The organism is Cohnella sp. 56 (assembly GCF_037963805.1).
In the GTDB taxonomy this organism is placed as follows: domain Bacteria; phylum Bacillota; class Bacilli; order Paenibacillales; family Paenibacillaceae; genus Cohnella.
On sequence record NZ_JAZDQE010000014.1, the window covers coordinates 165,745 to 178,572 of the forward strand.

The window sequence follows — 12,828 nt, forward strand, 5'->3', positions numbered from 1 at the left end:
CGTACTCGGCTCTGGCGGCCCGACCATCTGAAAGGGATTGACGCGGACGCTTGCGCGTGATAGTTTAGACGTATATCAAACGTTCGGCATGCGGAAGCACCGCTAATTTCGATGATTTTTCATCGGAGTTGGCGGTGCTTTTTTGTCGTTGCCGGGACACAAGGGAGAGTGGGAATATGGGAGTCCGGCTGATTGTAGCCGCGCCTCAGCCGGGTTATGCGAGCAGGCTGGCGTTGTATCTGAAGGAGAGGGAGCCGGAGCTGTCGATCGGCGCCTTCACGCATGCCGATACGCTGAAGAGTGACCTGCGGGATCGCGGAGGCCCGGATATTCTGGTCGTTCACCAGGCGATGCTCGCGGATGTGCGCACGGTGGCGACCGGACATGCGCGCGTGATCGTGCTCGTGGAGGGGACCCAGGCGGAGCAATACGAGGGATTCCCTGCGATCCCGCAGTACCAGTCGCTGCCGCGGCTTGCTTCGGAGATTCGCAGGCTGACGGCTGCGGGGGAGGCTGCGCGCGCCGACGGTACGGCGCTGTGGACCGTCTGCTCGGCGGGCGGCGGGGCAGGCAAGACCACGCTCGCGCTTAATCTGGCCAGACAGGCGTCGGAGCGCGGATACAGCGTCATGTACTTGAATCTGGAGGCGCTCGATGCGACCAATCTGCTGCTCGAATCGGAGGAGCCGGATGCGCTGACGCGGCTGTTGTACGAGCTGTCCGCGCATCCGCAGGCCGCCGCCGCGCGTATCGGCCGGCTCGGCGCGCGGCGATCCGCGATCGGCGCGAGTTATATGGACACGGCGGCCAGTCCCGCCGAGCTGCTGTCCATGACGCCGGAGCGGCTGGAGCTGCTGCTCGGCGCGCTGCGCAGCCACGGCGGCTTCGATCTCATCGTGGCGGATGCGGACGGCGGGTTCGGCGAATGGCAGCAGCGGCTGCTCGAACTGAGCGACAGGCTGCTATGGATCGGCGCGGACGACGCGCAGCTCCTGCGCAAGACGGAGCGGCTGCTCCGCGAGTGGGCGGGCAGGCTCGGCGAGCTGTCCGCCAAGTCGACCTTCGTGCTGAACAAGACAGCGGGAGAGCCGGAGGATGACCTGTGGCATCCTCCGGGCGGCGAGCGATGGCTGACGCTGCCGTATATTCCGCAGTGGAAGCGCGCGCGGGAGATGGGCGTGCTGGTGACCTCCGCAGCTTTTTCGGGCGGCGTGGACAGGCTGCTGGACAAGCTGGGCTACCCCGGCGCCGGCGAGGAGACGGACCGTTCGCTTACGGATCGCGGCGGAGGCGGGAGCGGGAGCGTCTATTCGCCACCCTCACGCCGCAGGACCGACGATCAGCTTCGGGAGAGGCCGGCCGCGGCGGTCGGGCGCTATTCATGATCGCCGCCGGACTTGTGCCCGAGGAGATCGCGGCGGTGCGCGAGCGCGTGCGATCCAGGCTGGCCTGGGATGCGGCCGTGACCGATGCCGAGCTGCGCGCGCTCATCGAGAGCGAGCTGTTCGTGCTGCCGCATATGCGCAGGCTGACCTCGGAGGAGCGGAGGGCCGCGGTGAACCGGCTCTATCATTCCTTCAGAGGATTGGATGCGCTGCAGCCGCTGCTGGACGACCCGGCCGTCACGGAGATTATGATCGTCGGACACGAGCGGATTTTCATCGAGAAAAACGGTCGGCTGCAGCTCGCGCCGCTCGGCTTCGAGAGCCGCGAACGGCTCGAGGATCTGATCCAGTCGATCGTGGGGCAGGTCAACCGCATCGTAAACGAAGCGTCGCCGATCGTGGACGCCAGGCTCCCCGACGGCTCCCGCGTGCATGTCGTGCTGCCGCCGATCGCGCTGCAGGGACCGACGGTCACGATCCGGCGGTTCCCCAGCCGGCCGCTCGGCATGGACGAGCTGGTCGGACTCGGGGCGCTGAGCGCGGAGGCGGCGGGACTGCTGCGGCGGCTTGTAGGGGCGAAGTACAACATCTTCATCAGCGGAGGCACCGGCTCGGGCAAGACGACGTTCCTGAACGCGCTCGCCCAGTGGATACCGCCGGACGAGCGGATCATCACGATCGAGGACGCGGCCGAGCTGCAGATTCGCGGCATTCCGAATCTCGTATCGCTTGAGACGCGCAATGCCAACACCGAGGGCAAGGGACGCATCGGCATGCGCGAGCTGATCCGCGCTTCGCTGCGGATGCGTCCCAACCGCATCATCGTGGGCGAGGTGCGCGGGGAGGAGGCGCTCGATATGCTGCAGGCGATGAATACCGGGCACGAGGGCTCGCTGTCGACGGGGCATAGCAATACGGCCCGCGATATGCTGTCCAGGCTGGAGACGATGGTGCTGGGAGGGTCGGAGCTGCCGGTGTCCGTCGTGCGGCAGCAGATCTCGTCGGCGCTGGACGTGATCGTCCACCTGAGCCGCCTGCGCGACGGGACTCGCCGCGTCGTCGAGATCAGCGAGATCGCGGGCCTGCGCGACGGAGAGGTGGGCTTGCATCCGCTGTATGCGCGGGATGAAGGCAGCGGCGGGCTCGTCGCAGTCGGCGAATTGCACAACGTCAGAAAGCTGGCGGAGCACGAGAAGGGAGCAGCAGGGCATGACGGACTACACCGTATACACGCTTAGCCGGGCGCAGCTGGTGTCCGCGCGGCTGGGCGCAGCTTGTATCGGCTTCGCGGCCGTATGGCTCCTGTACCGGGAGCCGCTGATTGCCTTGCTCGCGGTCCCGCTCGGACTGTACGGGCCGAAGCTGCTGTCCGGCTATCTGCGGCGCAAGCGGCAGGAGCGCCTGCGGCTGCAATTCAAGGATATGCTGCAGACGCTGTCGTCGCTGTTGTCCGCGGGCCGCTCGGTCGACAACGCGTTCGCCGCGCTGGAGGAGGATATGGCCTTGCTCGTCGGAGACCCGGACGCGCCTCTGCTGCGTGAGATTCGCGCGGTCGTGAACCGCCTGCGCAACGGGGAGCCTCTCGAGCAGTCGCTCGGCGATCTGGCCGTACGCAGCGGGCTTGAGGAGATCGGGAACTTCGCCGAGGCCTTCCGCATTTGCAAGCGCGCGGGCGGCGATCTGGTGGAGGTCATGCGGAGAACGTCCCAACTGATCGGCGAGAAGCTTGAGGTGGAGCTTGAGGTATCCGTGCTGATCGCCCAGAAAAAATTCGAGTCCAAGCTTATGATGGCAATGCCTTTCGGCTTCGTCGGACTGCTGGGATTTTTTGCGGCGGACTACATGCAGCCCTTGTACCGCGGCGGCGGTCTGCTCGTGCTCACGGTATGCCTGCTGGCGCTGGCGGCCGTGTGCCTGTGGATGAAGCGGATCATGGATATCCGACTATGAGCCGGACGCTGCTCGGCGTGCTGAGTCTGCTGCTGCTCGGAGGCTATCTGGCGCTCTGTCTGGACGTCTCGCGCAGGCGTCTGTGGGGGAGGCCGCGTCACCTGCTGTTCGATCCGATGGCCGCACTGATCGGCCGCCGGAGAATATGGACATGGCTCGCGCCGAAGCTTCACCGGGAGCAGGCGGCATTGTCCGTCTTGTTCGGCGGCGCGGCAGTGCCGTCGCGCCTGCTGCGGCAGGCCGCTCAATTCGCAGGCTACGGGTACGGCGCGCTGCTGGCCGGCCTCCTGCTCGGCTGGCTCGCGGCCAGCGGCGTGCTGGCCGGTCTGGGCGCGCTGCTGGCAGTAGTGCTGCCGCTGATGAAAAGAAAGGAGCTCCATGGCAAGCTGGAAGCCCGCAGGCATTCGATCGTCATGGAGCTGCCCGAGCTGCTGAGCCGGCTGCTGCTGCTGGTCAATGCAGGCGAGAACGTGCTGCGGGCGCTCGAGTGCTGTCTGGAAAGGCCGGCGGGCGGCCGCAGACAGGACGGGCATCCGCTGTACGCGGAGCTCGAAGCGGCCGTGGCGGCGATGAAGCGCGGAGAATCGTTCGTCTTCGCATGGGAGGAGTTCGGCCGCAGATGCGCCGTTCCCGAGGCGAGGATGTTTGCGACGACGCTGCTCATGAATGCCAGACGCGGCGGCGATACGTTCGTTGCCGCACTCCGGGAGCTGTCGCACCTGCTCTGGGAGAAACGAAAGGCCGCCGCCAAAACGCTCGGCGAGCGGGCGTCCTCCCGGCTCGCTTTTCCGCTCGCCGTCATCTTTTTGATCATATTGGTGCTCGTCGGGACGCCATCGATACTGCTGATGGCCGGCGGCTGATTACGGTTGATTACAGCTGATTACAGCTGATTACAGCTAATTACAAGGAGGAATTTACAGTGAAGTTATGTACGAATGCATACGCCTTCGCGGCGGGCAAGCTCAGCGCGTTTTGGAAGGACAGGGAAGGGCTCGGCACGCTGGAGATCGTACTGATTGCGGCGGTCATCATCGCGATTGCGGTGCTGTTCAGGGACTGGATTCTCGACTTTTTGAACTCGCTGTTCGGCAAGGTCGAAGACAAATCCGAGTCGTTTTTTGGATGAACGGCCAATGCTGAGCGGCAGCGTTCGCAGCAGCGTCGGACCTTTGGATGGGAGCATCTGGCGAGCGGCTTTGGATTCGGGGCGTTCCCGTGTTGTCCCGTTTATGAGACAGTCATCCGGCTCTTACACGCTCGAAGCCAGCATGCTCATGCCTGTGCTGATGATCATCACCTTTTTGCTTGTCTTTTATGCGCTGTTCATGACGCAGCACGTCATTATCCGTTACAAGTCTTCGATCGCGACGGAGCGCGCGGCGTTCAACTGGGGGCATGCGGACAGCGACTATGCGACGGGCGCTTACGAGCCGGGCCGGTACGAGGGACTGTATTGGCGCTTGACGGATGACGGGCTGCTGAAGGGGCTGTTCGGGTGGACTTCGGACGAGTCGGCCGATACGCTGGACTACCCCGGCGCAGCCGATCCGGGATACAGCTCCACGCTTCGCAAGCTGTATCCCGCGGCCGAGTCGCTGGGCTTGAACTGGAAAGGGAGCATCGGCTACCGGCATGGCGGACTGAAGCGGGAGGTTGAGGCGGCCGCCGCAGATCCGGGCGAGCTGGCGCCGCTGTTGGCGCTGCGCGGTTCTGCCGCCGTATCGGCTGCGTCCTCTTCGCCGGTCACGGAGCCGGCCGAATGGATTCGTACCTTCGATCTCGTCCGTTACTATATGGCACGGGCGGAGCGCGATGGCTCGGGAGCGAAGGGTTATCTCGACAAAGCCGGAACCCTCTTGAGCAGACGCGGCGGATGAGGCGGTTCTAGCGGGAAAACCGGAGCAAGGAGGGGGAGAGGAGCATGGCGTTCGGAGGACGGATTCGCTTGCGACTGCGCCTGCGGCGCAGCGGCAGTGCGCCGGGAGCCGTATCGGTCTATCTCGCAGCCGTGATGGCGGCAATGATCTTTTTGACCGGCGTGCTGATCGATCTGGGCCGCATCGCGGCTTACCGCAAGCAGGCGGAGCTCGCCGTGAAGGCAGGCGCCAGAGCGGTTTTGTCCGCCTACGATCCGGTTCTGTACGAGCGTTACGGCTTGTTCGCCATCGGAGGCGGCGTGTCCGAGGAGCTGGTGTCCGAGGTGCTTGCGGGGCATGCAGAGCCGCAGGATTCCGAGGCGCTGCGGTTGCTGGACACTTCGTGGAGCGAGACAGAGGTGCTGGAGAGCAGGCCTTTGGGGATGTACGATATTTTCAAGCGGCAGGTGCTCGAGGAGATGAAGTACAAGGCGCCGATCGATCTGACGCTGGATCTGGCCTCGCGCTTCAAGGGCTTGCCTGCCGTCATGAAGGAGGCGCGCAGAACCGCGGATCTGCTCGAAGCGATGCGCGAGGCCTATGACCGGCGCGAGGCTGCGCTGGACAGCGCACTGAAGCATCAGACGGAAGCGGGCGAAGCGTATGCCGACCGTCTTCAAGGCATCGTGCCGCAGCCGCCGGACCCGATGTCCGGCTCACGGTCTGCGGGTGACGTTCGCGATACGGCCGATGCGGCCATGATGTACGGAGACTATGCAGCCAAGCGCGCCCAAGACGCGGCCAGAGCCGAGGCGCAGCGGCAGAGAGAGGAGGAGCGCCGGCGTCTGGAGGCGGAAAGCAAAAAGAAAGGCACGCCGTTGCCGACGCTTCCGCCCTATGAAGGGCCGCAGTACGGCGCGCAGATCGCGGCTTATGAGCAAGGCGTGACGCGTTTGTCTCCGAAGCTGAGGGATAGGGCCGGGCAAGGCGACAGGGCGAAGGAGACGGGAATCGAAGCTGCGATGAGCGCGCTGGAGGAGGCGGAGGCCGCCAATCGGGAGATGGCGGCAATCGCGGGTGAAGCCGCGGCGGCAGCCGAGCGGTCTGCCGAGTGGCCGCCGGAAACCGGCGAGGGCGCCATGAACGGAGGCGAGGCCCAATCGCTGCGCGGGCTGCGGCAGACGGCAGCCGAGCTTGTGCTGCCTGACAGCTATTGGCCTCGCTACCGGGATGAGCTGACAGCGATGCGCGCCGAGGGAGAGGGACTTCTGACGGCCGCCAACGCTTTCGCCGACCTGCTGCCGGGCGTACCGGGCTCAACCGGTATGGGCGAGACGCTTCGCGGAGGCGCCGACCGTCTGCAATCTTTGCTTGCGGCCTATTCGGGCAAGTACGCAGCCGGGGGAAGCGTGACCGGAGCCAGACGCGACGCGCTTCGTTCGCAGCGGGCAGCCGATGAGGAGCGCCGTGCGCTAGAAGCGCAGTCGAACAGCGCGTGGTCGGGCGCGATGGCTTTTTTGGGGACGCTGACGGGACTGCGTGCCTCGCCTGAAGCGAAGCAGGCGTTCGAACGGGTGGAGCGGCTGGCTGCGGACAACATGGCCTGGAATAAAGAGCAGGAAGAGGCGGAGCAAACGTCTGCCGGCAACAAGCCGCCATCCCGCGCGTCCGAGGGACGCGAGCGGGCGATGGCTTCGGCGGACGGTTGGCTCGATGCCCTCAGCGACGGCGTGACGGGGCTGCGGGATTCGGTTTATTTTGCAGAGTACTCCTATGCAAGATTTTCGATGGCGGAGCCGTCCGCCGTCAACCGGATGCTGAACGGCGGAGAGGACGAAGGGCTGCTGATGCCGCATGCACAGGAGAACGAATATATTTTGTACGGTCTCGCCAATCCTGCGGCGAACATATCTGCCGCCTACGCCGAGGTTTTCGCCTTGCGTCTGGCAATCCGTACGATGGAGGGCTTGATCGAATGCCGCTCGTACGGCCACCCGCTCGTCGTATTGGCCGCCGCTACGCTGTACGGAATTACCGAAGCCGTCAAGGATATGAGGAACCTGCTCGATCGTGGCGTCATCCAGCTGTCCAAGTATGCGAAGATCGATACTTTTTACAAGGATTACATCAGACTGTTCCTGCTGCTGCACGGCGGCTCCGCAGCGCAGACAACGCGCCGCATCGCGCTGATCGAGGACGAGCTGAACGTGAATTTGCAGGAAGCCTACACCTATGCGAGCGTACGGGGCGTTTCCTCCCTGCGCCTGTGGTTTCTCCCCGGCGCCGCCAAGCTTGCCGGGAAGAGCGTATCCTGGCACGGGACGGTGAAGGGCAACCGCTATGAGACGACCTATGCTTCGGACAGCGCTTATCAATAGAAGACTTCGAGCGAACGCAGGCAGCTTGACGCTTGAAGCCGCCTTGACGATGCCGCTGGTGCTTGTATGCGTCCTGTTCCTCATCTATCTCATTCATGCTTCGACGGCCGCCATGATCCTGCAGGGAGCGCTGTCTCAGACGGCCAGACAGGCGGCTGCCGCCTGGTATCCGTTGTCGGAGAGCGTGGCCGCCGTTCAGCCCGATTCTGAAGGACAAGACGGCAAGCATTGGCGCGACCGGCTGAAGGGGCCGCAAGAGACGGTCGGCAAGCTTGCGCCCTACTTGCCGGACCCGCTCTCGCAGTGGGCGGACAGCTTTGCAGACGGGAGCTGGTATCCCGATGCACTGCTGGCCAAGGAAGTGCTGGAGCCTCGCATCGGCGCCCGGCTTAAATACGCCAGGCTTGCGCCCTCGCGGTTTAAGCTGGTCAAGGTCGTGCTGCCTGACCAAGAGGACGGGAGCAATGCGTTCCTTACCTTAGAGGCTGAATACAAGCTGCCCTTCTCGTTTCCGTGGTCGGGCAGACCGCTGCTGCTCCGGGAGTCGGTGCGGGAGCGGGTGTGGATCGGCGGCGAGCGCCTGGCCGCAGCGGATGCCGAGGGCGAGGATGGCTCCGGCTCGCTGTCCTTTGTCTCGCTGAATCCGGCTCCCGTTCAACGCGGGCGCCGCGTCACGTTGACCTTGCGGGCCGAGCCGGGCGCAACTGTCGATCTGAAGGTCGTCTACAAGAGCGGATTGAGCCAGGCGCGGCATCTGGGTACGGCGACGGCGGACGCCACCGGCCAGGTAGCCTGGACCTGGCTCGTATCCGGCAATACGACGCCCGGCGAGTGGTTGTGGCAGGCGACCGGCGAGGGAGGCGGCCTGGAGCAAAGCTTTGAAGTATTGGCCAAAGAGCCAAAGGGGAAAGGGGGATAGTCATGGACAAGTGGGCGCTTGCCGCGACCGCAGTTCTACTGCTCTGCGCTTGCTGGACCGACATGCGGCGGATGGAGATCTCAAATTGGCCGTGTGCCGGATTTGCCGCGGGCGGACTTCTTTATCAGATCGCCGCCTATGGGCCGGGTCGACTCTGGTGGGCGCTCGGCGGACTTGCCGCGGGTTTGCTGCCGCTGCTCGTCCTATATGCGGCCAAAGGTTTGGGTGCAGGAGACGTCAAATGGTTTGCCGCCTTCGGCATATGGAGCGGGGCGATCGTTACGGTGCAGTTGACGGTTTATTCGATGCTTGTTGCGGGCGGGATCGCCGTTCTGCTGCTTGCGCTGCGACTGCCGCTTATTCGACCGTGGGCGCTCCGGCTGAGATGGCCCTGGGGAACGCATCCGGCATTTGGGGGCAAGGGGGCGAAGTTCCCGTTTATGCTGGCTGTCGCTCCCGCTTATGCGCTGCTATTAATGAACGGAATTTAGACTGGCCGATCGCAAATCCGACATTTCGGAAAGGGTGTGAGTATCGATATGGAGCTTAAAGCGAGATTCGAGCAGCAGCGCGGATTGTGGATGGTGCTTGAAGGCATTGTTCCTTGGCGCCGGGAGAAGCTGGACCCGCTGCAGGTCGGCATGCTGCAAGCTTGTTCGATCCCGGGGCTGCTGCCGGTATCCGTCGAGGAGCTGGACGGCGAAGTGCGGCTTAGATACAGGCTGTCGGCATGCAGAATGCTGAGCCAGACGCTGCGCGCAGAGCGATGGACGATGATCGATGCGATGGCCGCACTGTGCAAGCTGGCCGAGGCAGCGGAGCAGTGCCAGGATCATATGCTGGATTTCAGGCGGCTAATGCTTGACGACGATCATATTTTCGTGGGCGACGGCTGGCACGATTTGCGGTTTGCATACTTGCCGCTGGACGCAGGAGAGGCTGACTTGAACATGTCCGCCGGGCTTGAGCGGCTCATCGTGCGATGGCTGATGCGGACGGAGGATCCCGACGGCAAAGCCATGCAGCAGATGCTGGAGCTCGCGGCTTCCCGGGAGTTTGTACCGTCGGCTTTGCGAGGCTATGCCCGTCAATATTTATGCGAGCGCGCCGAGCAGACGGCGGGCCGCATGTCGGGCCGGCAGCAGAGTTCCGCCGCGATTGGGCAGCATGCCTCTGTCGCCGTATCTCCTGCTTTTTCTCCGGGCATTCATGCGGAGGTCCCACCTTTGCTTGAACCGCAATTCGAAAGGCCGTCCTCGGCTGTCTCCATGCTCTCACCTGAGCGCGGGGGCGAGGCGCCGGCCATTCAAGCTAACAAAAATCTTGACGCCCAATCGTGGTGGTTTAATGAGGCGAGCGACAATCCTGATAAGTTGCCGGTAGCGGGGGCGAAAGGGGAAAGCGAGCTGTCGAACGTCGACGATCCGATTATACCGGGAGGTATGACGGTTATGCGGTGGCGGTTGTGGCTCGGGCTGCTGTCGTCAGCAGCGGCCGGCATTGGTTGGAAGATGCTGTACGGCGAGGCGCCGGGGACGAAGAGCGCGATATTGTCTCTCGGCGTGACTGCGGCGTGCGTCGGGCTATGCTTGTATTTATGGAACGGCTTCGCGGGGAAAATGCCGCTCCGATCCCGGCATTCGGAAGCGGCTCCGCAGCAGACGCCAAGTCGTCCGCCAGCCGCGCAACAGACTCGAATGCCGGAGCGGTCGGCGTATCCCGCCGTGCCCGAGACGGACGAATCGATGCCGCCGTCCGTCGGCCGTTCGTCCGGAAGATTTATCGGTTATGGCTCTGATGTCCTGCGAGGGGCGACAAAGGAGGACGGCAACGAGGAGGAGGAGGCGCGCCATACGCATACGGAATGGCTGCCTGCGAAGCGGGATGCGACAGAGCTGCTGTCGTCGGCCGCTGCCGCAGCCCGGCAGCCCGCCTGTTTCCTGGAATGGGAATCGGGCGAGCGTCCTTGCCGCATCGCATTGCAGACGGAATCCGTGATTATCGGCCGCGCGCGGGATATTGCCCAGCATGTAGACGAGTCTAGCGGCATCTCCCGCGCGCATCTGGAGATGCTGCGGCTGGAAGGCGGCTGGGCGGCCAAAGACCTCGGCTCCCGCAACGGCAGCTGGCTGAACGGCGCTCCGATGGCGCCGTACGAGCCTTACCCGCTTGCGTCGGGCGATTGCCTGCAGATGGCGGGCTCCATCTATCGGTTCCATGCAGCGGGCGCTTGATGCGGTGGACCATGCAGGCGAATCATAGCCATGACAGGATCGTACTCGTTCCCGCCGCGGTTCACACCAGATTCTCCAGCGCCTCGGACAGGCGCGGGTAGCGAAAGCGATAGCCGTGCTCAAGCGCCTTGCACGGCACCGCGAATTGTCCGGTCAGCAGCAGCGCCGACATCTCGCCGAGCGCGGCGCGGATCGCCCACGCCGGCGCATGCAGCCAATACGGCCTGTGCATGACCTTGGCGAGTGTGCGGCCGAAGGCGTCGTTGTCGACGGTCTCCGGCGCGACCGCGTTGACGGGGCCGGAGATCGTCTCGGTATCCAGACAGAACAGGATGAGCCCGACGATATCGTCGATATGAATCCATGGCATGCCCTGCCGGCCCGAGCCGAGCCTGCCGCCGGCAAACAGCTTGGTCGGCAGGCTGAGCATCGGGAACGAGCCGCCGCCCTTCCCCAGCGCGAGGCCGATCCGCAGCTTGACGATCCGCTCGATCGGGATGCGGTCCGCAGCGGCTTCCCAGTCTACGATCGTCTTGCTCAGGAAGTCCTGCGGCAGCGGCGGCGAGCTCTCGTCGCAGGGCGGGGGATAGCGTCCGCCGCTCGACTCGGCGTGACCGTACAGCGAGATCGCCGAGGCGCCAACGAGCACGGCCGGAGGTTGCCGCATGCGTCCGGCGATGTCCGCGATGCGCGCCGCGGCCTCCGTGCGGGAGGACAGGATACGCGACTTGGCGGCGGGCGTCCATCTGCGGCCGATCGTCTCGCCGCTCAGATTGACGATCGCATCGAGCGGGCCCGTCAGGTCCGGATCGGACTGCCAGTCCTCCCAAGTCGCATAAAGCAAGCCTGCAGCGGGCGCCGCAGGCTTGCTTCGGGTAATGATCCATACTTCGTCTCCGCGAGCGGAGAGGGTCCGAGCCAAGGCGGAGCCGATAAACCCGGTGCCGCCGCACAGCGCTGTCCGCATGGAATCACCTCATTTGACTGATTGGATTATTGCTTGTCGATCGAGGTGATGATATATTGCTCGATCGTCTCGTTATCGCCCTTGATCTTGTTGACCGTGTACTTGAACTTGACCTTGACGCCATCGTCCCAGTCGGAGAGCTTGTCCGAGATCGCATCGTCGATCTGATACGCGCGGACGCCGTCATCGCTCTTGATCTCGATCGAGTGATTGTCGATCTGGCCGTTGTACGTGCCGACGGCTTCTTTTTCCTGTTGATTGTCCGCAGGATCGGCCGTAGGCGATGCGGATGGGCTGCCTTCGGGCTGCGCCGAGGGCGTGGCGTCTGGCGATGATGATGGAGACGCAGATGCGGTTACGCTCGGCGATGCGGCGGCATCGCTGTCGTTCTTGTCATCGCTGCATCCGGTTCCCATGAGCAGCATGGCTAAGACGGCGACGGCCCAGGCCGAATTTTTCCCGTAACGATTCAGTTGATTGAACATACCAAGACCACCTCCGAGCTGTCGTGAGGCCTCCTTGTCGGAGCGCCTACAGTAAGTTAGACGACGGGAGGGGCCAAAGGTTTCGATTTTTCCGATTCCAGCAGATGCTCGTACGGCGAATAGTCGATGCCGTTGCTCTCCAGGAAGCTGATCAGGAAGGCATGGTCGCGCTTGGGCGTCGCCAGAATATAACCCTTGATGCAATGCTCCTCCGTCACTTTGCCTTCGCCGCTCTCGACGGCCAATTGTCCGATCTTGGCAGCGATCGAATGCTTCGCGATGTCGCGGAAGGCGCTCGGCACCGGGGAGGCGAGCTTGTCCAGCAGCGCCTTGGATTCGTCGTTCCAGAGCGGACGGCTGAGCTCCACCCAGTGATTCTGCCAGTCGAGCTTGGACTTGCCGTCGGCCTTGGGCAGCACCTTCAGGAATTTGCGGAACATGAAGAAACCGCCGATGCTGATGAACGCCACCAGCACGACGCCCCAGAACGCAATAAAGTACATAAACCAATCGGGACTGGATTTCATCGTTATACCCATTCCTTTCGCTACGCTCAAGGCACAAAACGGCATGAAATCCGTTGGCTTTGGGCGTGTTTTTTGTATGCTGGAGTTGCAGGGATACCCGTAAACTACAAATCACGCGGAGGTG

The 12,828-nt window shown here is 63.7% G+C and carries 13 protein-coding genes; 10 read left to right on the top strand and 3 right to left on the bottom strand.

Annotated elements, in window-relative coordinates; all coding sequences use genetic code 11:
• Nucleotides 1–176: 176 nt before the first annotated feature.
• The 10 genes from VQ071_RS22355 to VQ071_RS22400 all read left to right on the top strand — a co-directional run bounded on the left by VQ071_RS22355 (nucleotide 177) and on the right by VQ071_RS22400 (nucleotide 10,725).
• The gene (locus VQ071_RS22355) at nucleotides 177–1,385 is read left to right on the top strand and encodes a nucleotide-binding protein (RefSeq protein WP_340516447.1); all 1,209 of its coding nucleotides are present in this window, start codon (nucleotides 177–179) and stop codon (nucleotides 1,383–1,385) included.
• On the top strand, nucleotides 1,382–2,623 hold the full coding sequence (locus tag VQ071_RS22360; RefSeq protein WP_340516448.1) for a CpaF family protein: 1,242 nt from the start codon (nucleotides 1,382–1,384) through the stop codon (nucleotides 2,621–2,623). The genes VQ071_RS22355 and VQ071_RS22360 overlap by 4 nt, the downstream gene beginning before the upstream one ends.
• The gene (locus VQ071_RS22365) at nucleotides 2,595–3,335 is read left to right on the top strand and encodes a type II secretion system F family protein (protein WP_340516449.1); all 741 of its coding nucleotides are present in this window, start codon (nucleotides 2,595–2,597) and stop codon (nucleotides 3,333–3,335) included. Before VQ071_RS22360 ends, VQ071_RS22365 begins: the two co-directional genes overlap by 29 nt.
• On the top strand, nucleotides 3,332–4,198 hold the full coding sequence (locus VQ071_RS22370; RefSeq protein WP_340516450.1) for a type II secretion system F family protein: 867 nt from the start codon (nucleotides 3,332–3,334) through the stop codon (nucleotides 4,196–4,198). The genes VQ071_RS22365 and VQ071_RS22370 overlap by 4 nt, the downstream gene beginning before the upstream one ends.
• Nucleotides 4,199–4,257: 59 nt before the next feature.
• Nucleotides 4,258–4,464 carry a Flp1 family type IVb pilin gene (locus VQ071_RS22375; protein ID WP_340516451.1) on the top strand — a complete coding sequence of 69 codons (207 nt, stop codon included), beginning with the start codon at nucleotides 4,258–4,260 and terminating at the stop codon, nucleotides 4,462–4,464.
• A 103-nt stretch (nucleotides 4,465–4,567) separates the two neighbouring features.
• On the top strand, nucleotides 4,568–5,215 hold the full coding sequence (locus VQ071_RS22380) for a hypothetical protein (protein ID WP_340516452.1): 648 nt from the start codon (nucleotides 4,568–4,570) through the stop codon (nucleotides 5,213–5,215).
• A gap of 44 nt (nucleotides 5,216–5,259) precedes the next feature.
• A complete protein-coding gene (locus VQ071_RS22385) occupies nucleotides 5,260–7,572 on the top strand; it encodes a hypothetical protein (protein WP_340516453.1) in 2,313 nt (770 codons plus the stop codon).
• Nucleotides 7,547–8,491: a TadE/TadG family type IV pilus assembly protein gene (locus VQ071_RS22390; protein WP_340516461.1), complete on the top strand. Its 945-nt coding sequence runs from the start codon at nucleotides 7,547–7,549 to the stop codon at nucleotides 8,489–8,491. Before VQ071_RS22385 ends, VQ071_RS22390 begins: the two co-directional genes overlap by 26 nt.
• Nucleotides 8,492–8,493: 2 nt before the next feature.
• A complete protein-coding gene (locus tag VQ071_RS22395) occupies nucleotides 8,494–8,982 on the top strand; it encodes an A24 family peptidase (RefSeq protein ID WP_340516454.1) in 489 nt (162 codons plus the stop codon).
• Between the two features lie 48 nt (nucleotides 8,983–9,030).
• Nucleotides 9,031–10,725 carry a DUF6382 domain-containing protein gene (locus VQ071_RS22400; RefSeq protein WP_340516455.1) on the top strand — a complete coding sequence of 565 codons (1,695 nt, stop codon included), beginning with the start codon at nucleotides 9,031–9,033 and terminating at the stop codon, nucleotides 10,723–10,725.
• A 61-nt stretch (nucleotides 10,726–10,786) separates the two neighbouring features.
• On the opposite strand, the gene VQ071_RS22405 is transcribed toward VQ071_RS22400, so the two are convergent.
• Genes VQ071_RS22405 through VQ071_RS22415 form a run of 3 tightly spaced genes read right to left on the bottom strand, consistent with a single transcriptional unit; the run spans nucleotide 10,787 to nucleotide 12,704 of the window.
• Nucleotides 10,787–11,692 carry a TIGR01777 family oxidoreductase gene (locus VQ071_RS22405; RefSeq protein WP_340516456.1) on the bottom strand — a complete coding sequence of 302 codons (906 nt, stop codon included), beginning with the start codon at nucleotides 11,690–11,692 and terminating at the stop codon, nucleotides 10,787–10,789.
• 26 nt (nucleotides 11,693–11,718) lie between these two features.
• Nucleotides 11,719–12,177: a hypothetical protein gene (locus tag VQ071_RS22410; protein WP_340516457.1), complete on the bottom strand. Its 459-nt coding sequence runs from the start codon at nucleotides 12,175–12,177 to the stop codon at nucleotides 11,719–11,721.
• Nucleotides 12,178–12,233: 56 nt separating this feature from the next.
• Entirely contained in the window at nucleotides 12,234–12,704 is a 471-nt protein-coding gene (locus tag VQ071_RS22415; protein WP_340516458.1) for a DUF2621 domain-containing protein, read from the bottom strand.
• Nucleotides 12,705–12,828 lie beyond the last annotated feature (124 nt).

Coding starts and splice junctions, on each gene's coding strand:
- VQ071_RS22355 (WP_340516447.1), top strand. CDS start 177: ATGGGAGTCCGGCTGATTGTAGCCGCGCCTCAGCCGGGTTATGCGAGC.
- VQ071_RS22360 (WP_340516448.1), top strand. CDS start 1,382: ATGATCGCCGCCGGACTTGTGCCCGAGGAGATCGCGGCGGTGCGCGAG.
- VQ071_RS22365 (WP_340516449.1), top strand. CDS start 2,595: ATGACGGACTACACCGTATACACGCTTAGCCGGGCGCAGCTGGTGTCC.
- VQ071_RS22370 (WP_340516450.1), top strand. CDS start 3,332: ATGAGCCGGACGCTGCTCGGCGTGCTGAGTCTGCTGCTGCTCGGAGGC.
- VQ071_RS22380 (WP_340516452.1), top strand. CDS start 4,568: ATGAGACAGTCATCCGGCTCTTACACGCTCGAAGCCAGCATGCTCATG.
- VQ071_RS22385 (WP_340516453.1), top strand. CDS start 5,260: ATGGCGTTCGGAGGACGGATTCGCTTGCGACTGCGCCTGCGGCGCAGC.
- VQ071_RS22390 (WP_340516461.1), top strand. CDS start 7,547: ATGCTTCGGACAGCGCTTATCAATAGAAGACTTCGAGCGAACGCAGGC.
- VQ071_RS22395 (WP_340516454.1), top strand. CDS start 8,494: ATGGACAAGTGGGCGCTTGCCGCGACCGCAGTTCTACTGCTCTGCGCT.
- VQ071_RS22400 (WP_340516455.1), top strand. CDS start 9,031: ATGGAGCTTAAAGCGAGATTCGAGCAGCAGCGCGGATTGTGGATGGTG.
- VQ071_RS22405 (WP_340516456.1), bottom strand. CDS start 11,692: ATGCGGACAGCGCTGTGCGGCGGCACCGGGTTTATCGGCTCCGCCTTG.
- VQ071_RS22410 (WP_340516457.1), bottom strand. CDS start 12,177: ATGTTCAATCAACTGAATCGTTACGGGAAAAATTCGGCCTGGGCCGTC.
- VQ071_RS22415 (WP_340516458.1), bottom strand. CDS start 12,704: ATGAAATCCAGTCCCGATTGGTTTATGTACTTTATTGCGTTCTGGGGC.